The organism is Colwellia psychrerythraea, assembly GCF_000764185.1.
GTDB classification, from domain to species: domain Bacteria; phylum Pseudomonadota; class Gammaproteobacteria; order Enterobacterales; family Alteromonadaceae; genus Colwellia; species Colwellia psychrerythraea_B.
On record NZ_JQEC01000071.1, the window covers coordinates 1 to 20,480 of the forward strand.

21 protein-coding genes are annotated in these 20,480 nt (G+C 38.0%); 8 read left to right on the forward strand and 13 right to left on the reverse strand.

The genetic code is table 11. The features are described from left to right. The first annotated feature begins 253 nt into the window (after window positions 1-253). The 6 genes from GAB14E_RS02355 (at window position 254) to GAB14E_RS02330 (ending at window position 3,369) form a co-directional block, all read left to right on the forward strand. Complete coding sequence (locus GAB14E_RS02355) at window positions 254-871, forward strand: DNA-3-methyladenine glycosylase I (RefSeq protein ID WP_033084239.1); 618 nt, start codon at window positions 254-256, stop codon at window positions 869-871. 263 nt (window positions 872-1,134) lie between these two features. Further along, a complete protein-coding gene (locus tag GAB14E_RS02350) occupies window positions 1,135-1,803 on the forward strand; it encodes a Bax inhibitor-1/YccA family protein (protein WP_197061250.1) in 669 nt (222 codons plus the stop codon). 119 nt (window positions 1,804-1,922) lie between these two features. Continuing rightward, entirely contained in the window at window positions 1,923-2,291 is a 369-nt protein-coding gene (tusD, locus tag GAB14E_RS02345) for a sulfurtransferase complex subunit TusD (protein WP_033084240.1), read from the forward strand. After that, window positions 2,291-2,689 carry a sulfurtransferase complex subunit TusC gene (gene tusC / locus GAB14E_RS02340; RefSeq protein ID WP_052094077.1) on the forward strand — a complete coding sequence of 133 codons (399 nt, stop codon included), beginning with the start codon at window positions 2,291-2,293 and terminating at the stop codon, window positions 2,687-2,689. The genes tusD and tusC overlap by 1 nt, the downstream gene beginning before the upstream one ends. Before the next feature lie 54 nt (window positions 2,690-2,743). Further along, a complete protein-coding gene (gene tusB / locus GAB14E_RS02335) occupies window positions 2,744-3,040 on the forward strand; it encodes a sulfurtransferase complex subunit TusB (RefSeq protein WP_033084241.1) in 297 nt (98 codons plus the stop codon). Further along, window positions 3,040-3,369, forward strand: coding sequence for a TusE/DsrC/DsvC family sulfur relay protein (locus GAB14E_RS02330; protein ID WP_197061252.1), 330 nt, complete (start codon window positions 3,040-3,042; stop codon window positions 3,367-3,369). Before tusB ends, GAB14E_RS02330 begins: the two co-directional genes overlap by 1 nt. 99 nt (window positions 3,370-3,468) lie before the next feature. Here GAB14E_RS02330 and GAB14E_RS02325 read toward each other — a convergent pair whose 3' ends face one another. After that, complete coding sequence (locus tag GAB14E_RS02325) at window positions 3,469-3,666, reverse strand: hypothetical protein (protein ID WP_033084243.1); 198 nt, start codon at window positions 3,664-3,666, stop codon at window positions 3,469-3,471. 177 nt (window positions 3,667-3,843) lie between these two features. Next, window positions 3,844-5,295 carry a glyceraldehyde-3-phosphate dehydrogenase gene (locus GAB14E_RS02320; RefSeq protein ID WP_033084244.1) on the reverse strand — a complete coding sequence of 484 codons (1,452 nt, stop codon included), beginning with the start codon at window positions 5,293-5,295 and terminating at the stop codon, window positions 3,844-3,846. Between the two features lie 108 nt (window positions 5,296-5,403). Between GAB14E_RS02320 and GAB14E_RS02315 the strand changes: the two genes are divergently transcribed. After that, on the forward strand, window positions 5,404-6,288 hold the full coding sequence (locus tag GAB14E_RS02315) for a DUF2989 domain-containing protein (protein WP_231562117.1): 885 nt from the start codon (window positions 5,404-5,406) through the stop codon (window positions 6,286-6,288). Window positions 6,289-6,323: 35 nt separating this feature from the next. On the opposite strand, the gene msrB is transcribed toward GAB14E_RS02315, so the two are convergent. Both msrB and gndA read right to left on the reverse strand, forming a co-directional pair. Then, entirely contained in the window at window positions 6,324-6,701 is a 378-nt protein-coding gene (msrB, locus tag GAB14E_RS02310) for a peptide-methionine (R)-S-oxide reductase MsrB (RefSeq protein ID WP_033084245.1), read from the reverse strand. A 27-nt stretch (window positions 6,702-6,728) separates the two neighbouring features. Further along, window positions 6,729-8,258, reverse strand: coding sequence for an NADP-dependent phosphogluconate dehydrogenase (gndA, locus tag GAB14E_RS02305; RefSeq protein ID WP_033084246.1), 1,530 nt, complete (start codon window positions 8,256-8,258; stop codon window positions 6,729-6,731). A 256-nt stretch (window positions 8,259-8,514) separates the two neighbouring features. Here gndA and gap point away from each other — a divergent pair, with 256 nt between their 5' ends. Then, window positions 8,515-9,519 (forward strand): type I glyceraldehyde-3-phosphate dehydrogenase, encoded by a 1,005-nt coding sequence (gene gap / locus GAB14E_RS02300; RefSeq protein ID WP_033084247.1) that lies wholly within the window; start codon window positions 8,515-8,517, stop codon window positions 9,517-9,519. Window positions 9,520-9,604: 85 nt separating this feature from the next. On the opposite strand, the gene pyrF is transcribed toward gap, so the two are convergent. The 9 genes from pyrF to gyrA form a co-directional block, all read right to left on the reverse strand. Beyond that, entirely contained in the window at window positions 9,605-10,300 is a 696-nt protein-coding gene (gene pyrF / locus GAB14E_RS02295; protein WP_033084248.1) for an orotidine-5'-phosphate decarboxylase, read from the reverse strand. Window positions 10,301-10,533: 233 nt separating this feature from the next. Next, complete coding sequence (gene lapB / locus GAB14E_RS02290) at window positions 10,534-11,700, reverse strand: lipopolysaccharide assembly protein LapB (RefSeq protein WP_033084249.1); 1,167 nt, start codon at window positions 11,698-11,700, stop codon at window positions 10,534-10,536. A gap of 62 nt (window positions 11,701-11,762) precedes the next feature. Then, window positions 11,763-12,014, reverse strand: a complete 252-nt coding sequence (locus GAB14E_RS02285; protein ID WP_033084250.1) for a lipopolysaccharide assembly protein LapA domain-containing protein — start codon at window positions 12,012-12,014, stop codon at window positions 11,763-11,765. A gap of 81 nt (window positions 12,015-12,095) precedes the next feature. Continuing rightward, a complete protein-coding gene (ihfB, locus tag GAB14E_RS02280; protein WP_033084251.1) occupies window positions 12,096-12,383 on the reverse strand; it encodes an integration host factor subunit beta in 288 nt (95 codons plus the stop codon). Between the two features lie 181 nt (window positions 12,384-12,564). Beyond that, the gene (gene rpsA, locus GAB14E_RS02275) at window positions 12,565-14,226 is read right to left on the reverse strand and encodes a 30S ribosomal protein S1 (protein ID WP_033084252.1); all 1,662 of its coding nucleotides are present in this window, start codon (window positions 14,224-14,226) and stop codon (window positions 12,565-12,567) included. A 164-nt stretch (window positions 14,227-14,390) separates the two neighbouring features. Continuing rightward, on the reverse strand, window positions 14,391-15,071 hold the full coding sequence (gene cmk, locus GAB14E_RS02270; RefSeq protein WP_033084253.1) for a (d)CMP kinase: 681 nt from the start codon (window positions 15,069-15,071) through the stop codon (window positions 14,391-14,393). A gap of 86 nt (window positions 15,072-15,157) precedes the next feature. Then, a complete protein-coding gene (aroA, locus tag GAB14E_RS02265; RefSeq protein WP_033084254.1) occupies window positions 15,158-16,438 on the reverse strand; it encodes a 3-phosphoshikimate 1-carboxyvinyltransferase in 1,281 nt (426 codons plus the stop codon). Window position 16,439: 1 nt separating this feature from the next. Then, complete coding sequence (gene serC / locus GAB14E_RS02260; RefSeq protein ID WP_033084255.1) at window positions 16,440-17,537, reverse strand: 3-phosphoserine/phosphohydroxythreonine transaminase; 1,098 nt, start codon at window positions 17,535-17,537, stop codon at window positions 16,440-16,442. A 118-nt stretch (window positions 17,538-17,655) separates the two neighbouring features. Next, on the reverse strand, window positions 17,656-20,370 hold the full coding sequence (gene gyrA, locus GAB14E_RS02255) for a DNA topoisomerase (ATP-hydrolyzing) subunit A (RefSeq protein ID WP_033084256.1): 2,715 nt from the start codon (window positions 20,368-20,370) through the stop codon (window positions 17,656-17,658). Window positions 20,371-20,480 lie beyond the last annotated feature (110 nt).

Consider the following 20,480-nt stretch of genomic DNA (forward strand, 5'->3'; position numbering starts at 1 on the left):
AGATTTGAACTCTAGAAGGGCTACAAACCCTTGCCGGTTTTCAAGACCGGTGCTTTCGACCACTCAGCCATCTCACCTGAAGTTAACAAATAAGCAGGTAAAAACAATGCTTGCTTGAGAACGAGGCGAATACTAAAGTCTCTCTAATAAGTTGTAAAGTACTATTTAAATATTTATGCTTTATTTGCTAAAAAACAACCACCTTGCTTTGTTTTTCAGCAATTTACAGCACATTAAAGGAAAGATAAATATAATGACAACAGAAATTACTTGCACCTGCCCTTGGTTAGACACCACAAAAGCTGATTATGTTAAATACCATGATGAAGAATGGGGAGTTCCCGTTCTTGAAGATAATAAAATGTTTGAATATATAGTACTTGAGTCAGCCCAAGCAGGTTTAAGCTGGTATACCATATTAAAAAGACGTGATGGTTATAGAAAAGCCTTTGCCAACTTTGATGTTGAAAAAGTCGCTCAATTTACTTTAGCAGATGAAGAGCGCTTGGTACTCGACGCAAGCATTATTCGTCATAAAGGCAAGATTGCGGCAACCGTTAACAATGCGAAATGTTTTATCGCTATACAAAAAGAGTTTGGAAGCTTTATTAAATACATTTGGGCATTTGTTGATAACAAGGTGCAAGTGAATGATATAAAGCAACTGGGTGATTACCCCGCGACCTCGCCACTTTCTGATGAATTAAGCAAAGACTTGAAAAAACGAGGCTTTAAATTCGTCGGTTCAACAACTATCTATGCTCATCTCCAAGCCTCTGGTTTGATTAATGATCACAGTAATGACTGTATAAGAAAACAAGAGATTATAGACAGTTACCAAGCTTTAGGGCTAAAGTGGCAGCAATGCTAATTCACTGAATCCAAGGGTAGCCAATTAAACAATAAATAGGTCATGGCATTATCGCTTGTTACAAAAGAAAACAAATTATTGCCACTTTTAAACAAACCTAAGCATGGTATTTTAAAAATCACCGTGCCATAATATGTCATAAGGTACTAGGTTAGCATAAGTCAGTTATTTACTTATATAAATAATAAAAACTTGAACTTATCTAAAATGACCTTATCTTAGCTAGTAACAAGTAAATAGAATTAAATTCTTAAGGAAGTTTTATGCAATCTAATATGAGTTTTCAAACGGCGAGCAAAAGCTCGGCGATAGAGATTAATAAAGTATTGAAAAATACTTACATGTTGTTATCAATGACATTAGCATTTAGTGCGGTTACAGCTGGCGTTTCAATGGCAATGAACCTACCACACGGTGCTGCGCTTATCATGATGCTAGTTGCGTTCGGTTTAATGTTTGTTGTAAATAAAAAAGCAGATTCAGCTAGTGGTGTTTATTGGATTTTTGCTTTCACTGGTTTAATGGGTGCCTCATTAGGTCCTATGCTTAGTGCATATGCTGCAATGCCCGGTGGCCCTGCAATGATAATGCAGGCGCTTGGCGGAACCGCATTAATATTTTTCGCACTTTCAGGTTATGCGCTAACAAGCAAAAAAGACTTCTCATTTATGGGCGGCTTTTTAATGGTTGGTTTAATTGTTGTACTAGTAGCAATGGTTGCCAATTTCTTCTTCGCTATCCCTGCGCTTTCACTCGCGATTAGTGCTGCAGTTATCATGATTATGTCTGGTTTAATTTTGTATGATACAAGCCGTATAATTAATGGTGGTGAACGTAACTACATTCGTGCCACGGTTTCTTTATACTTAAACATCTACAATATCTTTGTACATTTATTAAGTTTATTAGGTGTACTTGGCGGCGACGATTAGTTAACGCTAAAAGTTTAAGTCAAAAAGATTTATAATCCGTTATAATTCTTTATAATAAAAGCCTCGCAATTGCGGGGCTTTTTTTTGCCCTTTATAGCCCTTAATAATTTGGATGTGTTTTGAAGACTCTCGCTGTAGTAGTAACTACTTCCCCCTATAGCCATTTAACGATAACAGCCTTAACCTACGTTGAAGCTGCATTAGTTGCTGGTATTAATGTTATTGGCGTATTCTTTTATCAAGATGGTGTTATGCATGCAAATGAAGACATTAGCATTGCCAGTGATGAATATCAGGCAATCGCACATTGGCAGCGCTTACAGCAAGAATATCAACTACCTTTGCATGTATGTATTACGGCTGCAGAAAAACGAGGTATCGCATGTGATTCAATTGACAACGAGAAAATCAACCAAATCTTTACCGTGTCAGGTTTAGGTGAGTTAGTTGAGTTAACAACAAAAGCATCCCGCTTGGTACAGTTTTAATGACTTCAACAAATCAAATAACAACACCCGATTATCCCAAGGAAACTGGCCTGGCCATTATCAATAGTAAAGCGCCTTTCAGTAGCAACCATGGTAAAGACGCCCTTGATATTGCTTTAATTTTTGGCTCGTTTGAGCAAAAAGTATCGCTGTTTTTTCAAGGCGATGGCGTTTATCAGCTAATTGCAGACCAAGATGGCAGTTTAGTGTCAATTAAAGATTATTTGAAAACATTTTCAGCTTTTGAATTTTACGATATTGAAGACATATATGTTTGCCAACAGTCTTTAGTTAATAGACAGCTTGAAGAAGTATTTCATATAGACGGAGTTCAAGTACAAACAAGTAGTGAATTTAGTGCTGCGCTTAACGCTCACCAGCATGTTTTAAGGTTTTAAAGTTATATATCTTTTAGGTTTAATATTTAAGGCCTTTTATTACAGGAAAAGAACATGAGTACTTTACATTTAGTAAGACAATCCGCCTTCGCCACCAATGACTTCGCACAATGTTTAAGTGTGTTAGATCACCAAGACTCTATCGTGTTGATGGATGATGGCTGCTATAACCTCAAGCACTCTTTAATGGATAGTTTAATCAAACGTGTAGATGGTACGATTAATATTAATGTAATTTCCAGTCATGCACAGGCCAGAGCGATTGAAACGCTAACAGAGATTAACCACATAGAAATGAGCGATGTTGTTGAATTAACCTTTAACCATAAAAAAGTGATCACATGGCAATAATACTAACATTCGAAAACAAGATTATTCCAACAGATAAACACGGATATTTGCTTGACCACCAGTTATGGCATAAAGAACTCGCCCTGGTTATGGCAAAACATGATGAATTTGAACTGACGGGAGCTCATTGGGAAGTAATAAACTTTGTTAGACAGTTTTATTTAACCTATAACACCTCCCCTGCTATCCGTGCATTAACTAAAGCGATGAAGGCTGAGTTTGGCGAGGAAAAAGCCAGTAGTCGATATTTATATAAGTTATTTCCGCAAGGGCCAGCAAAACAAGCAACTAAATACGCAGGTTTACCTAAACCGGCTCGTTGCATTTAGGCTTGACCTTATAGGCAAATCAGGTCTATAAGTTAGAGGTTCTATACCCGTTTAATTAAGTTTGTAATTTTGTAATTTTGTAATTTTGTAATTTTGCTATTACACCTTAATATTGACTTGAAAGCCACTTTTCCCCGTTGGCGCGGCAACATTATTTACATTAGCCGATTGAATCAGCTGTAATGCCATTTGGCCCTCTAACTCTTGCTGGCTTTTAGCGACTGCTGCTATAAGTAATTCTGCACCTGAGCTTGGTTGCGTGGCAACAGAGCTACTTTGACCTAAACTGATAGACATAAACTTACCCTTGTGGATTAATTAGTAATAATCAGTTATCGGCAGGCTTGCTAAAAACATAAGCGTTAAGTTAAATATTAATCTAAGCCTATAAAAATACGCCTCCAGCTAAAACAAAAAAGCGCATATTAATAAATAATATGCGCTTTTTTAATGCTTAATTAAATTAAGCGAGTGCTATTTTAGCGGTAAACTTGGCACTGTAATGCCTGACATTTCAAGCATCACTTGAACAACCTGACAGCTATAACCAAACTCGTTGTCATACCATACGTATAATACTGCTCGATCACCATCAACAATGGTAGCTTGTGAATCAACAACACCAGCATAACGTGAACCAACCAAATCAGTAGAAACGATTTCGGTAGATGCCGTATAATCAATTTGGTTTTGTAAAGGAGAGTTTAATGAGATATTACGTAGGTAATCATTTAACGTTTCTTTATCCGTCGCTTTATTTAAATTCAAGTTCATAATAGCCATTGAAACATTAGGCGTTGGAACACGAATTGCGTTACCTGTTAACAAACCTTTAAGCTCAGGTAATGCTTTAGCTACGGCTTTTGCTGCACCGGTAGTGCTGATAACCATATTTAATGGCGCACTGCGGCCACGACGTGGAGCAGGATGATAATTATCAATTAAGTTTTGATCATTGGTATAAGAATGGATGGTTTCAACATGGCCATTACGAATTCCGTATTCATCATTTAGTGCTTTTAGTACCGGAGTAATAGCATTAGTTGTACAACTCGCGGCAGAAATAATCTTATCTGAAGCTAAGATCATGTCATGGTTAACACCATAAACGATATTTTTGATATCACCTTTAGCTGGAGCTGTTAATAATACTTTAGCAACACCTTTAGATTGCAAATGCTGACCTAAACCATCTTCGTCAGTCCAGATGCCTGTGTTATCAACAACTAGTGCATTATTGATACCGTGCTCAGTGTAATCAACTTCAGCAGGAGACTTTGCATAAATAACTTTAATAAAAGCACCGTTGGCTTTAATTACGTTATTTTCTGTATCGATTGTAATGCTACCGTTAAAAGCACCGTGAACTGAATCACGACGTAATAAACTTGCGCGTTTCTCTAAATCATCACCACCTTTACTTGGTCGTAAAACGATAGCACGAAGATTTAATTTAGCATTTGGTCCGGCACGCTCTATTAATAAGCGCGCTAAAAGACGACCTATTCGACCAAAACCGTAAAGAACAACGTCTTGGCTTTTTTGATCTGAGTTTTCACGACTTTCTACTGTTAACTCTTTATCTAAATATTGCTCAATAGAAAGATCATTGGCTTGGCCAAGGTATAAATAGTTATAAGCTAACTTACCTACATCGATACGAGCAGGAGCTAAATCCATTTTGTTAATTGCTTCAACAAAAGGGAAGCTTTCACGTAAACGTAATTTACTTTCTTCATGTAGAGCAACTGATTTATGTGCTTTAATAATATCAATAGAAGATGCATTTAATAGTGGGCGACCATACACCAATATTTCAATGCCTTTGTTGCGAAAAAGCTGTCCAATAATTGGTTGCATATTTTCAGCGAACGTTTGACGTTCTTGCCAGCTTGCTTGATACTTTTCCTCAAGATGAGAAGTCATTACTTAAACCTTTTATTTCAGTCAATTAAACATTAAGCTATTATCATAGATTACTAAAGTCGATAATAGCTAGTTGAGAGTATTTTTACAGGCGTATTGTAATTCAGTATGAAATATTTCTCTATAGGTTACAAAAAACTTTTTGGTGTTTTTATGATTAATTCTAGAATAATAAAGCTGCTGAAATGGTCATGTGCCAATAAACTTGGCATGGTCCTACTCCTGCTATTTATTAGCGGTTGTGGCGACAAAGTAAATCTGACAAAACTTTGCAATGATAATCCAGAGATATGTAATGAATTTGGCCAGGATAGTTGGTGTAAAACAGAGCGAATAGAGGTGGCATTAAATCGGATTAAGGTTAAAAACAACAATCTTGATGGCGATAAATATAGTTTACTGGTTGCTTATGAAGGTTATATAAAATGTATGTCTTTGGCATCTCAGATCCAGCATATTAAATTAAAAGAAAAAACCACTCTGAGGAAGAATAATTTACTGAAAGCTAAAGCTAATTTATCAGAATTATCTGATAAAAATGTAAACTCTAAACACCCTCATCTCCTATATTATTACTGGTCAAGAGAATCCAACGAGTTGGCGCTAGAAGAATTTCTACAATTGGAAGGTTCACCCGAGCTTGAAAACTCAACGGCTCAGTATCACTTAGCTACTTATTATATTAAACGAGACAATAATAAAACTTTAGGTTTGTTATACCGGGCGCTGGAGCTTCATGAGCCAGGCACTGTGATCTCTGCTGAAGTATTACAAACACTCGTAACAATATTCACTAAGAAAAGACAATATAAACAGGCATATATATGGTTACGTACTTATCAGCTTTCACTCGATAAGCCAGATAAGATGATTGAGAATAGCCTGATTAACTATCAGGAATCAGCAAAGTTAAATGCCGACTTTCTTAATAAAGTTGCAAGTAGTACTTTATCAAAAATTGAAGCTGGTGAATTCACTAGCCCTAATTATTAGCGCGAGTGTACGCCTAAGAACAACTAAAATGAGCTTTATTTTGACTGGAACTTTAAGCTCAGTGAGTTAACACAATAACGTTTACCTGTGGGTTTTGGCCCATCATCAAAAACATGACCCAAGTGAGATTGGCAATTCTCACATTGAATTTCTATTCGTTGCATATGAAGAGAGTCATCTGATTTATATGCAACTTCATTTTCAATTGCAGAAAAGAAACTAGGCCAACCACAACCGGCATCAAATTTACTAGCGCTACTAAACAAAGGTTTGTCACAGCAGGCACAGTGATATGTACCCTGCTGCCAATGATCATTATAAATACCACTAAATGGTTGTTCAGTCGCCGCTAATCGGCACACTTTATAAGCATCTTCGGTTAATTTATCTTTATAATCATCATTGTTATCCATAGTATTTATCCTTTAAGTACGCTGCTATTAAGTATCAACTCGGATTGTTTCTCTTTCCTTTGTTGACCATTGAACATGATATTTTTTGCCCTCGGCCTTATCAATTCGCTCAAAAGTATGGGCGCCAAAGAAATCTCGTTGACCTTGCAATAAATTAGCAGGCAATGTTTCACAGCGCATTGAGTCATAATAGGCAAGTGACGAAGACAATGCACCTACCGGTACACCTTGCATTGTCGCATGGCAAATAGCCTTGCGCCAATTAAGTTGACGTTCGTTAAGCTCCTTAACAAAAAAGTCATCAAGTAATAAATTTTCTAGACCCTCGTTACGCTCATAAGCATTACTAATTGACTGTAAAAATGCAGCGCGGATGATACAGCCCGCACGCCAAATTTTAGCAATACTGGCAAAGTCTAATGTCCAGCCATGTTCTTTCGCGGCAAGTTTCATTAACTGAAAACCTTGCGCATAAGCACAAATTTTAGCGCAGTACATTGCATCATGAAGTTGTTCAACAATTTCTTGTTGCTCAGCGCCAGACAAGGTTTGCTGTGGGCCAGTCAATAATGATGAGGCTTCAGTTCTCAACTCTTTAAATGAAGAAATAGAACGAGCATATACGGCTTGAGCAATAGTGGGCGCTGGACATCCCACTTCCAAGCTGCTCGCTGCAGTCCAAAGGCCTGTGCCTTTTTGCCCTGCCTTATCTAGGATTAACTCAACAAGTGGGGTATTGGTATCCGATGATTTGTGACGCAATACTTCAACAGATATTTCCATTAAATAACTATCTAATGGGCCATCATTCCATTGGGCAAAGATATCGGCAATTTCATCACAAGTTAAATTAAGACTAGATTTTAATACATGATAGGCTTCACAGATAATTTGCATATCCGCATATTCAATACCGTTATGAACCATTTTGACATAATGGCCAGCTCCAGCTGGACCTATATATGCTGCACAAGGTTCACCTTCAGTGATTATTTGTCCTGGTTTAGTGCGCTCGATTGGTTTACCCGTTGTAGCATCTACCTTAGCCGCAATCGCCTCCCAAATAGGTTTTACTCGAGCCCACGCATATGGAGAGCCACTTGGCATTAACGATGGGCCAAAACGTGCGCCGACTTCGCCACCCGAAACAGCAGAAGAAAATAATAAGAAGTTACTTTTGTACTTATCTTCTCTCGCTACAGTATCAATCCACAGACTGTTACCCGTATCAATAATGATATCATCTGGCTGAATACCCGCACCAATTAAGTTTTCACAGACTTGGTCAACTGGAGCCCCCGCTGGCACACTTAAAACAATTAAGTGTGGTGCTTTTAATTGCGATAATAACTCAGTATATGATGAACAACCATAAACTCGCGGAGTAGTTGTAGAGTTTTCAGCTACATCTTGAGCGATAACTCCCTGTACTTTATCATCACTTAAATCGAATGCTGCAATATTAAAACCGTTGTCAGCTAAGTTAAGCACTAGGTTCTTACCCATAACACCTAGGCCAATAAAGCCAATGTCACACAATACTTTATCTTGTGTCATATCTATTTATCCTCTGTCAAATAAGCTTGGTTTTTTTGGACAACCAACGATTATTCAATAATTTTTTGCATTCTATCATGCTATTTCAAAAGTATTATACAAAATGGCTAATTATTTAAGGTAAAAGCTGAAAGTTTAGTAATTTAAACAAAACAAAACAAATAAAATGAAACTTTTAGTCATATTTGCCATGTTTTTCTTGTAATAATCTCAAAATGATGTAATTTTACTACATATTGGATTTAAGAGGTTACCCATGAAAATTAAAGTTGGTATAAATGGTTTTGGCCGTATTGGCCGTTTTGTATTTAGAGCTGCAGCTGCGCGTGATGACATTGAAGTTGTTGGTATTAACGATTTAATGGACATTGAATACATGGCATATATGTTGAAATACGATTCAACACATGGTCGATTCAACGGCACCGTAGATGTAGTAGATGGTCAATTGATTGTCAACGGTAACACTATTCGTGTAACTGCAGAGCGTAATCCTGAAGATTTAAAGTGGAATGATATTGACGTAGACGTAGTTGTTGAATCAACAGGCTTATTCTTAACTGATGAATCTGCTCGTAAACACATTACTGCCGGCGCCAAACAAGTCGTATTAAGTGCTCCATCAAAAGATGACACGCCAATGTTTGTTTGTGGTGTTAACTTAGATAAATATGACGGCCAAGACATAGTTTCAAATGCTTCATGTACAACAAACTGTTTAGCGCCTATTGCTAAAGTATTGAATGATAATTGGGGCATCCAGAATGGCTTGATGACGACAGTACATGCGACAACGGCAACTCAGAAAACTGTTGATAGTCCTTCTGTTAAAGATTGGCGCGGCGGTCGTGGTGCAGGTCAAAATATTATACCTTCATCAACGGGAGCAGCCAAAGCAGTAGGTAAAGTTATTCCTGAATTAAATGGTAAGTTAACCGGTATGGCCTTTCGTGTCCCTACCCCTGATGTATCAGTAGTTGATTTGACGGTTAACTTGAAAAACCCCGCAACTTACGCTGAAATTTGTCAGGCGATGAGCGCTGCCGCTGAAGGCGAGTTGAATGGAATTTTAGATTACACTGAAGATGCTGTTGTTTCTAATGATTTTATCGGTGAAACCTGTACCTCAGTTTTTGATGCTAAAGCAGGTATCGCTTTAACGGATACTTTTGTCAAAGTGGTTGCTTGGTATGACAACGAAATAGGCTATTCAAACAAAGTACTAGATCTAGTAGCTTTCATCAGCCAATACGAAAAATAGCTCATTATTAAAGTTCAATGAACAAAAAAGCTAGATTTTTAATCTAGCTTTTTTGTCTTACTTCCACTAAGAAACGCTTTATTACTTAGCTTATTGAGGCATTAATTTGCTCTAATACAAGTTGCGGGTTTACTGCTTTAGTAATTGGACGTCCGATCACCAAATAATCAACACCAACATCAATTGCTTGGCTTGGAGTCATAATTCGCTGTTGGTCATCTTGTGCTGAGCCAGCTGGTCTGATGCCTGGTGTGATTAGTTTAAACTCTTTACCCAGCGATAGTTTTAATTGCTCGGCTTCCATTGCTGAACAAACCACGCCATCTAAACCACTTTCTTTAGTTAAGTTAGCTAAAAAACTTACTTGCTCAGCGGGTGTTTTAGTAATACCTAAGCCACGAAGATCGGCTTCACTCATACTTGTTAAGACAGTTACTGCGATTAATAATGGTGCATCATTGCCGTAATTATCTAATGCTTGTTTGGCTTTAGTCATCATTTGACTACCGCCACTAGCATGAACATTCACCATCCAAACCCCTAAATCAGCGGCTGCAGTAACTGCTTTTGCAACTGTATTGGGAATATCATGAAACTTTAAATCAAGGAAAACATCAAAGCCCTTCCCTGTTAATTGCTTAACAAATTCAGGACCAAAATAAGTAAACATTTCTTTGCCAACTTTCAAGCGAGCATCACTTGGTTGAATCTTGTCAACAAATGACAAAGCATCAGCTTTTTTATCAAAATCTAAGGCGACTACTACTTTTGGATCGTTCATGGGTTTTCCTGTTTTTAATACTATAGGTCCCCGACAACTCTTCACATGGAAAGTTCGGGAATGACAATAAATTTAGTAATGCTAGTTTACTTAAATTCAAGCTAGCTAATTAAACTAATAATGATTCGTTTCAACGTTGTAAGGTTAAAGAGCAAAGAAAAAGCACGGAGCTAACGAATCTCAGTGAGTACTTTTGATGCCGATATTTATCTTTACAACAACGAAAGGGATTATTATTCCCCTTCGAGACCGCGGATCGGTTTAAGCTGTTCCCACTCATGACAAGATGGACAGGACCAATAATGAATTTGACTATTAAAACCACAACTACGACAACTATATCTGTGTTTAATTTTTAAATATTCACTGATCAGTTCTTTAATTAGATCTAAACTAGCATTATTAACATCATCCGTTTTTGTCATTTGCATATTAACAAAATGTTCAAAGCCACGAATCGTAGGTCTGCGCTTTAAGGCTGACAAAATAAATTCTATTGCTTTTTTCTTACCGTGCTTACTTTCAACATGGCTCAGATAACAAATTAACGCGCCAGAAGATGCGGTTTCATCATATACTTTTTTGATAAATAGGTAGAATTCATCGAGTTCATCTAACCGAGTATAACAAGCTAGCATTTGCTCAATAACATCTGGGAAAAACTCATTATCTTGATGATAAATAGCTTGATAGCACTTGGCTGCTAACTCACATTGTTGGTGATTTTCATAAATCTTTGCCATTAGCCAATTAGCACGACAAGAGTTAGGATCAAGTATTAACGCTTGCTCTAAAAGCTCAATAACTTCAATAAATTCGTCTTGTTCAAAAGCAGTTGTGGCTAGCTCACAATAAAAATTCGCCAGTGTGTGTAATAGTCGCTTATCATTGAATTTTACTATAAGTTTTTGGTGATCAATGCCCTGCTGCCAATCTTTAGTTGATTGAAATATTTTCAATAAATAAGTTAAGGATTTTAGGCCATAGTCTTTTGACTTTAATAACTTAATAAACATGGTTTCAGCACGGTCATATAAACCGGCACTAAGGAAATCTTTTCCTAATTCAAAAACGGCTTGTTGCTTATCCTTGGTTCGAAGATGAGTAAGTCTTACAAGATGCTCATGCACTTTTAACGCACGGTCTAGTTCGCCACGTTTACGAAATAAATTAGCCATAGCAAAATGCGCTTCTACACTATCATCCTCAACTTTTAACGCATCGAGTAGTGAGTCAATAGCTTTATCTTGCTGGTTAGATAATAAGTAATTTAAACCAGTAGAGTATTTTATTGATAAATCTTGCTTAGCTATTTGTTGGTTTTGTTTAATGCTATTACGGCCCATAAACCAGCCATAGGCCATGGCTACGGGCAATAATAAAAAGAGTAATTCAATCATTTGGGCTCTTGAGAGATGTTATATAGAGAAAGAGGAAAACATAGTGCTAATTCAAATATCACTTACGTTTCCTGAGATTTATTTTTCGCAAGGGCTTTCTTACTTTTTCGAACTATACGCCACAAAATAGTTACTAATAAACCTAACAAAAACCCTAGTCCGGTAAATAGACTCATTGCTGCCGCTACAGTCATTTCTGTTCGGGCTATTAAATAATTTAATATCAGTAATTGATCGTTTTGACTACCAAAAATAAACGCTATGGCCAGTAAAACTAAAATAAAAAAGAGTGTTATATATAATCGCACTTTCATCAGCCCTATTAAATTTTGCTCAAAAAAAACGGCATGGTTAACATGCCGTTTATTATCTAATTTTTTAGTTAGCTTTGCAATTTATGCTACAGAAAGATTAACTCTTTCACGTAACTCCTTGCCTGGCTTGAAGTGTGGTACGTATTTACCGCTTAACTCAACCGACTCACCAGTTTTTGGATTTCGACCAACTCTAGGTGCACGATAATGCAATGAAAAACTACCAAAACCTCGGATTTCAATACGCTCCCCTTTTGATAAGGAATGCGCCATTAATTCTAAGATTTCTTTTATAGATTTTTCCACTTCTTTAGCGGATAAATGGCTTAATTTATCGGCTAATTTTTCAATAAGTTCTGACTTAGTCATTCTGACCTCTCAGTATTTACCTAGCACCGCGCAACTTTAATAAAACACAGTAAAAGTTGGCTCCGCCAATGGCGTTAAAAATAAGAAAAGAGTATCACCACGATAGTGATAAATACTCTTTTCACCTGCTGTAGAAATTACAGCACCATTGCAAAGTAAAACTACTTCCTGTTAAGGAAAATTAGTTTTTAGCGTTTTTAAACGCTGCAGCCATAGCACTTAAACCAGTTTCTTCTTCTTGGTTTAGGTTATCCATTGCTTCACGTTCGTCAGCTTGATCTTTTGCTTTGATAGATAAGCTAATAGTACGGTTCTTACGATCCACACCCATAAACTTAGCTTCAACGTCGTCACCAACTTTTAATACTGTAGATGCATCTTCGATACGGTCTACAGAAATGTCGCTAACACGAAGGTAACCTTCAACACTTTCAGCTAACTCGATAGTTGCGCCTTTAGCATCAACTTCAGTTACCTTACCGTTAACAATAGCACCTTTTTTCTTATCTGTCAGATACATATTGAACGGGTCGTCTTCAGCTTGTTTAACGCCTAACGAGATACGCTCACGTTCTGGGTCAACTTGAAGAACGATTGCGTCGATTTCATCGCCTTTCTTATAATCACGAACAGCTTCTTCACCGCCAGCCCATGAAATATCAGATAAGTGAACTAAACCATCAATGCCGCCGTCAAGACCGATGAAGATACCGAAGTCAGTAATTGACTTGATCTTACCTGATACTTTGTCGCCTTTGTTGAAGTTTTTAGCAAACTCTTCCCAAGGATTAGCAATACACTGTTTAAGACCTAAAGAAATACGACGACGTTCTTCGTCAATTTCTAATACTAGTACTTCAACTGTGTCACCTAAGTTAACAACTTTAGATGGGTGGATGTTTTTGTTAGTCCAATCCATTTCAGAAACGTGAACTAAACCTTCAACGCCTTCTTGGATTTCAACAAAACAACCGTAGTCAGTTAAGTTAGTTACGCGACCAGAAAGTTTAGAACCTTCTGGGTAACGGTTAGCAATTGCTACCCATGGATCTTCGCCTAACTGCTTCATACCTAGAGATACACGAGTACGCTCACGGTCGAATTTCAATACTTTAACTTGAATTTCATCGCCAACATTTACGATTTCACTTGGGTGCTTAACACGCTTCCAAGCCATATCTGTGATATGTAATAAACCATCAATGCCGCCTAAATCAACGAATGCACCGTAGTCAGTAAGGTTCTTAACGATACCTTTAACTTCTTGGCCTTCAGCTAATGATTCAAGTAATTCATCACGTTCTGCACTGCCTTCAGCTTCGATCACAGCACGACGTGAAACAACTACGTTATTACGCTTTTGATCAAGCTTAATAACTTTGAATTCTAAATCTTTACCTTCAAGGTGAGCAGTGTCACGTACTGGACGAACATCTACTAATGAACCTGGTAAGAAAGCACGGATATTGCTAACTTCAACAGTGAAACCACCTTTAACTTTACCGTTGATAACACCGATAACAGTTTCTTTTTCTTCATATGCTTTTTCAAGCACTTGCCATGCTTCGTGACGTTTAGCTTTTTCACGAGATAGGATTGTTTCACCGAAACCATCATCTGTTGCATCTAATGCTACGTCAATCTCATCGCCAACAACTACTTCAACTTCACCAGCAGCGTTTTTGAATTGATCAATAGAGATAACACTCTCAGATTTTAAGCCCGCATCAACAATGACATTGTCTTTGTTTACGGCTACGATTGTTCCACGGATAATTGAACCCGGACGTGTTTCGATTTCTTTTAAACTTTCTTCAAAAAGTTCTGCAAAATTTTCAGTCATAACTTGTATATAAACTCAGCTATTAATCCATTCAACGTCATTGTTTCATGGGGTGGTTAAGTATGCCCCGTGTGTCCATACAGTAGGCTTTCTATTAAAAGTTCTTTAATGCTAGCAGCTATTACCGATTTAGCTAACTTAAAGGTGTGTGTATTACGTTTGCTTTACGTTAACTTGCCATTGGCAAACATAAGGATTTTATTGACCACTTCCGTAATGGAAATATCAGTAGAATCAATAGTTAACGCACCTTCTGCCGCGATAAGTGGAGCAACCTTGCGGTTTTGATCACGCTCATCTCGTTGACGTATGTCAGTCAAAAGGCGCACGATATTAACATCAATTCCCTTTTCTTTCAACTGATTAAATCTTCTTTGCGCTCGTTCTTCAGCGCTAGCAGTTAAAAATATTTTTACTTTTGCTTGTGGGAAAACAACAGTCCCCATATCACGGCCATCGGCGATCAAACCAGGACTAACACTAAAAGCGCGTTGTCTGCGTAATAATGCTTCTCTAACGCGTGGAAATGCCGCTACTTTTGACGCTAATTCACCAATTTCTTCGGTACGTATAATATCGGTAACGTTCTCACCTTCTAAAATAACTTTACTTTCACCTTGGCTATTGATTTCAAATTGTACGTCTAAATGGGCTGCCATAGGAATAAGCGGCTCTTCATCTTCTAAAGCAAGTTGGTGATGTTGAATGGCCACTGCTAATACGCGGTATATTGCACCACTATCAAGCAGATGCCAGCCCAACTGATCCGCAACTATCCTTGCGACGGTCCCTTTACCTGCGCCACTAGGGCCATCAATGGTAATAACGGGTGTGCTTTCCTGCATACATTTTTCTCCTAACATCGAAAATCGGCGAAATTATACGGGATTTAGAATGTAAAATCGCTTAAAAATGTTTTTCTTTATAATAATTAACAAGAAACTTGTGCCAGCTTGTCAAAATAATCAGGAAATGTTTTAGCCGTACACTTAGGATCATTAATGGTAACGGGTGTATCACCCAGTGCAACGAGAGAAAAACACATAGCTACTCTATGATCGTTATAGGTGTCAATCTCTGCATGTTTCAGTGATTTTGGTGGCGTAATTGTTATGTAATCTTCACCTTCAATCACCTCGGCACCCACTTTTCTTAACTCTGTTGCCATCGCATTTAATCGATCAGTTTCTTTTACCCGCCAGTTGTAAATATTCCGGATGGTTGTTGTACCTGTGGCAAAAAGTGCTGTGGTTGCAATGGTCATTGCAGCATCAGGGATATGATTCATGTCCATATCAACTGCCGTTAGGGGCTTGCCGACAACAGTGATTGACTCATCTTGCCAATGAACTTCGGCGCCCATTTTTTCAAGCACATCAGCAAAGTGCTTATCTCCTTGAACACTGAGTTTACCAACACCATGAACTGTGACTTCACCACCTTTAATCGCGCCAGCCGCTAAGAAATATGAGGCAGAAGATGCATCACCTTCCACCATATATTTTTCTAGCGCTTGATATGACTGATTGCCACTAACGCTAAAAGACTTATAGTCATTATTTTGAACATTGACTGCAAATCTACTCATAATATCAAGGGTAATATCAATATAGGGCTTGGAAACTAATTCACCCTCAATCACTATTGTAGTATCGGTGGCTAATAAAGGAGTAATCATCAAGATCGCAGTTAAAAATTGACTCGATATAGAACCATCAATGGTCACTGTATTACCCGTTAACGCCTTTCCTGTAATCCGAACCGGTGGGTAATCTTTATTTTCTAAATATTCTATTTCGCTGCCAAGCTGCGCTAAAGCATCAACTAAATGACCTATTGGGCGCTCTTTCATTCTTTCTTCGCCAGTTAAGATAAATTCACCTTCACTCGCAGCAAGAGCCGCGCACAATGGGCGCATCGCCGTGCCTGCATTACCTAAGTACAACTCCAATGGTTCTTTAGTCTTAAAAAAGCCATTATTGCCGATAACAGTACACTCAGTACCACAATCACTTAAAGAATACTGAATGCCAAGGCTCTTTAACGCATTTAACATATGATTAATGTCATCACTCACTAATAAGTTGGTGATTTTTGTTGTGCCATTCGCTAAAGCAGCAATTAATAATGCACGGTTAGATAAACTTTTTGAGCCCGGTAAAAAAATTTCGCCATTAATTTTAACAATTGGCTTTAATGTTAACTGCTCCACTTTACTTATTCCTCTTTTCAAACTGTTGCATGAAGTCTACCAGAGCCTGCACACCTTCGAGTGGCATTGCATTGTAAATGCTGGCCCGCATACCGCCAACTATCCTATGCCCCTTTAACGCTGTTAGTCCTGCAGCTTCAGACTCACTTAAAAACTTGTCATTTAGACTGTCATCTTTTAGCCAAAAAGGGATATTCATTTTGCTGCGATATTGAGGTTCAATGTGATTCAAGTAAAGCTCACTATTATCAATCGCTTGATAAAGTAACTCTGCTTTAGCTTGATTTACTTTTTCAATGGCTTTAACACCACCTAAATCTTTCAGCCACTCAAAAACCAAGCCGGCAAGATACCAAGCATAGGTTGGTGGTGTGTTATACATAGAGTCATTATCTGCAGCCGTTTTATAATTCATAATACATGGCGTAGCGGTTTGAGCTTGACCCTTCCCTTCACCTAAGAGGTCTTCTCTAACAATGACGATAGTTAACCCCGATGGGCCAATATTTTTTTGTGCACCCGCATAGATCAAGCCAAATTTACTGACATCTATTTCTTGGGATAAAATAGTTGAAGACATATCAGCAACAAGTGGCACACCATTGGTTTCTGGAATAGTATTTATTTCAAGGCCATTAACGGTTTCATTAGGGCAGTAATGTACATAAGCTGCATCAGCGTTCAGAGGCCAGTCTGCGCTAGCTAAAAGGCTTGAGTTATCATCACTGTCTTGATTAATGTTGATAACGTTTATATCACCGAATTTTTTTGCTTCAGCAACGGCAGCTTTTGACCACGAGCCTGAGACGATATAATCAGCAGACTTACCTTGAGGTAATAAATTAAGTGGCACCGCAGAAAATTGTCCTCGTCCACCGCCATGACAAAATAAAACTTTATAATTGTCTGGGATTGACATTAACTCGCGCAAATCTTCTTCAGCTTTTTTAGCCATTGCCATGTAAATAGCACTACGATGGCTTAGTTCCATCACCGAGCTACCCGTACCTTGCCAATTTAGAAACTCTTGCTGTGCTTTTACCATTACAGGTGTTGGTAACATGGCTGGGCCAGCACAAAAATTAAAAACTTCAGACATTATCCTTCCTATTCTCTTAACTGCTATTTGAATTACTGTGTTTATTTACAATGTTCTACTTAAAAAATAACATTAAAAAAGGCGGTTATTAGCCGCCTTTTTAATGTTATTACAACAATTACTCTTGATTGTCGTCTTGTGGGCTATCAGTAGCATCCTGCTGAGCGCTTTGCTCAGGATTATGCTCTTCTTCACCCTCAATAACATTATCACCTTCAACAGCATCTTCAAGCTGCTCCGGCTCTTCTATTTCATCAATTCGTTGCAATGCAACTACATGTTCATCGTCCGCCGTTCGAATCATGCGTACGCCTTGGGTATTACGACCAATAACACTCACTTCATTCACACGAGTACGTACTAATGTTCCATTGTCAGTAATTAACATGATCTCATCAAGGTCTTCTACTTGAACTGCACCAACAACTTTACCATTACGTTCGCTAACTTTAATAGAAACAACACCTTTGGTTGCTCTACTCTTAGCTGGATATTCAGCCAAATCAGTTCGCTTACCAAAACCATTTTCAGTAATAGTTAACACAGGTCCATCATTCTTAGGAACAATAAGTGAAACAACTTTTTGATCACCTTCAAGTTTCATGCCACGGACACCCGTGCCAGTACGACCGATTGGTTTTAATGCCCAACGCTCTTCACCTGTTTCTGAGTCAAGTTTGATTGCACCTGTTTCACTATCACGTACTTTCTCATTAAAGCGTACTACTTTACCTGCATCAGAGAACAACATTATATCGTTAGTACCATCAGTGATATCAACACCTATTAAGGTATCGTCATCACGAAGGTTTAAGGCAATAATACCGTTAGCACGTTGGTTAGAATATGCATCTAAACGTGTTTTCTTCACAGTGCCTGAGGCCGTAGCCATAACAATATATTTATCATCAGCATATTCACGTACTGGTAAAATAGCCGTGATGCGTTCATCACTTTCTAATGGCAGAATATTTACAATTGGGCGTCCACGCGCTGTACGACTAGCTAATGGTAATTGGAAAACTTTCAACCAATATAATTTGCCACGATCTGAGAAACATAAAATAGTGTCATGGGTATTAGCTACTAATAAGCGTTCGATGAAATCTTCTTCTTTCATCTTAGTTGCTGCTTTACCTTTACCACCGCGACGCTGAGCTTCGTAATCACTTAGCACTTGGTATTTAACATAACCTTCATGCGACAATGTTACTACAACATCTTCTTCTGTGATTAAGTCTTCTAAAGATAAATCATGCGAAGCATTCGTTATTTCAGTTCTACGTTCGTCACCAAACTCATCACGGATAGCAATAAGTTCTTCACAAATAACTTCCATTAAACGAGCTGGCGTAGCCAGAATATGCATTAATTCTGCAATAAGGTCTAATAACGCTTTGTACTCGCTTAGAATCTTATCGTGTTCCATGCCAGATAGTTTGTATAACTGTAAGTCTACAATAGCTTTTGCTTGCTCTGCTGTTAAGTAATATAGACCATCACGAATACCATATTCAGGTTCTAACCATTCAGGACGGGCTGCGTCATTACCCGCTTCGCTAAGCATGGCCGCTACATTGCCTAGTTGCCAGCCTTGAGCAATAAGCTTTTCTTCAGACTCTTTTCTATTGTTTGAAGCTTTAATCAATTCGATGATCGGGTCAATATTTGCTAAGGCAATTGATAAACCTTCTAATATATGAGCACGGTCACGAGCTTTTCTTAATTCAAAAATCGTACGACGAGTTACTACTTCACGGCGATGTAATACAAACGCTTCTAACATCTCTTTTATATTAAATATTTTAGGTTGGCCATTGGTTAATGCCACCATATTTAAACCAAAAGAAACCTGCATTTGGGTAAGTTTGTATAAGTTATTTAAAACAACCTCACCCACTTCACCGCGCTTAATTTCAATAACCATACGCATGCCGTCTTTATCAGACTCATCACGTAAAGCAGAAATACCTTCTAGACGTTTATCTTTAACAAGCTCAGCCATTTTTTCAATTAAGCGAGCTTTGTTTACTTGATAAGGCAATTCGTGAACTATTATTGTTTCTTTACCGGTAGTTTCATGTACATCAATACTGGCACGTGCACGAATTTTTATTTTACCACGTCCTGTACGGTAAGCTTCTTCTATCCCCGCACGACCACTAATTATACCGGCGGTTGGAAAGTCAGGACCAGGAATATGCTCTAATATTTCTTCGAAAGATATATCACTATTTTCAATCAGCGCTAAACAGGCATTAATAACTTCAGTTAAGTTATGCGGAGGAATATTAGTAGCCATACCAACAGCAATACCAGAAGTACCATTCACTAATAAATTCGGTACGCGCGTTGGCATAACTGCGGGTATATGCTCTGTGCCATCATAGTTAGGCACAAAATCAACGGTTTCTTTATCTAAGTCGGCAAGAATAGAATGTGCAATTTTAGACATTCTAATTTCGGTATAACGCATTGCTGCTGCACTATCACCATCAACAGAGCCGAAGTTACCTTGCCCGTCTACCAACATATAGCGTAATGAGAATGGCTGAGCCATACGGACAATGGTATCGTAAACAGCCGTATCACCATGCGGGTGATACTTACCAATTACATCACCCACCACACGGGCAGATTTTTTGTAGGCTTTGTTCCAATCATTGCCTAAGACATCCATGGCAAATAATACCCTGCGATGTACAGGCTTTAAGCCATCACGAACATCGGGCAAAGCACGCCCAACTATTACGCTCATGGCATAATCTAAATAGGAGGTTTTTAGTTCATCTTCAATATTAACTGGAACTATTTGTTTTGCCAGATCGGACATAAATCGATGGTATCCCTTAACTAATTCTTTTGCTTAACAATACTACGTTAATAACAGGGTTATTTTCGAGTATCGTATAAACGGTATTTTAAAGATTTTATTGTTATGTA

Coding starts and splice junctions, on each gene's coding strand:
- GAB14E_RS02355 (WP_033084239.1), top strand. CDS start 254: ATGACAACAGAAATTACTTGCACCTGCCCTTGGTTAGACACCACAAAA.
- GAB14E_RS02350 (WP_197061250.1), top strand. CDS start 1,135: ATGCAATCTAATATGAGTTTTCAAACGGCGAGCAAAAGCTCGGCGATA.
- tusC (WP_052094077.1), top strand. CDS start 2,291: ATGACTTCAACAAATCAAATAACAACACCCGATTATCCCAAGGAAACT.
- tusB (WP_033084241.1), top strand. CDS start 2,744: ATGAGTACTTTACATTTAGTAAGACAATCCGCCTTCGCCACCAATGAC.
- GAB14E_RS02325 (WP_033084243.1), bottom strand. CDS start 3,666: ATGTCTATCAGTTTAGGTCAAAGTAGCTCTGTTGCCACGCAACCAAGC.
- GAB14E_RS02320 (WP_033084244.1), bottom strand. CDS start 5,295: ATGACTTCTCATCTTGAGGAAAAGTATCAAGCAAGCTGGCAAGAACGT.
- GAB14E_RS02315 (WP_231562117.1), top strand. CDS start 5,404: ATGAAATATTTCTCTATAGGTTACAAAAAACTTTTTGGTGTTTTTATG.
- msrB (WP_033084245.1), bottom strand. CDS start 6,701: ATGGATAACAATGATGATTATAAAGATAAATTAACCGAAGATGCTTAT.
- gndA (WP_033084246.1), bottom strand. CDS start 8,258: ATGACACAAGATAAAGTATTGTGTGACATTGGCTTTATTGGCCTAGGT.
- gap (WP_033084247.1), top strand. CDS start 8,515: ATGAAAATTAAAGTTGGTATAAATGGTTTTGGCCGTATTGGCCGTTTT.
- pyrF (WP_033084248.1), bottom strand. CDS start 10,300: ATGAACGATCCAAAAGTAGTAGTCGCCTTAGATTTTGATAAAAAAGCT.
- lapB (WP_033084249.1), bottom strand. CDS start 11,700: ATGATTGAATTACTCTTTTTATTATTGCCCGTAGCCATGGCCTATGGC.
- GAB14E_RS02285 (WP_033084250.1), bottom strand. CDS start 12,014: ATGAAAGTGCGATTATATATAACACTCTTTTTTATTTTAGTTTTACTG.
- ihfB (WP_033084251.1), bottom strand. CDS start 12,383: ATGACTAAGTCAGAACTTATTGAAAAATTAGCCGATAAATTAAGCCAT.
- rpsA (WP_033084252.1), bottom strand. CDS start 14,226: ATGACTGAAAATTTTGCAGAACTTTTTGAAGAAAGTTTAAAAGAAATC.
- cmk (WP_033084253.1), bottom strand. CDS start 15,071: ATGCAGGAAAGCACACCCGTTATTACCATTGATGGCCCTAGTGGCGCA.
- serC (WP_033084255.1), bottom strand. CDS start 17,537: ATGTCTGAAGTTTTTAATTTTTGTGCTGGCCCAGCCATGTTACCAACA.
- gyrA (WP_033084256.1), bottom strand. CDS start 20,370: ATGTCCGATCTGGCAAAACAAATAGTTCCAGTTAATATTGAAGATGAA.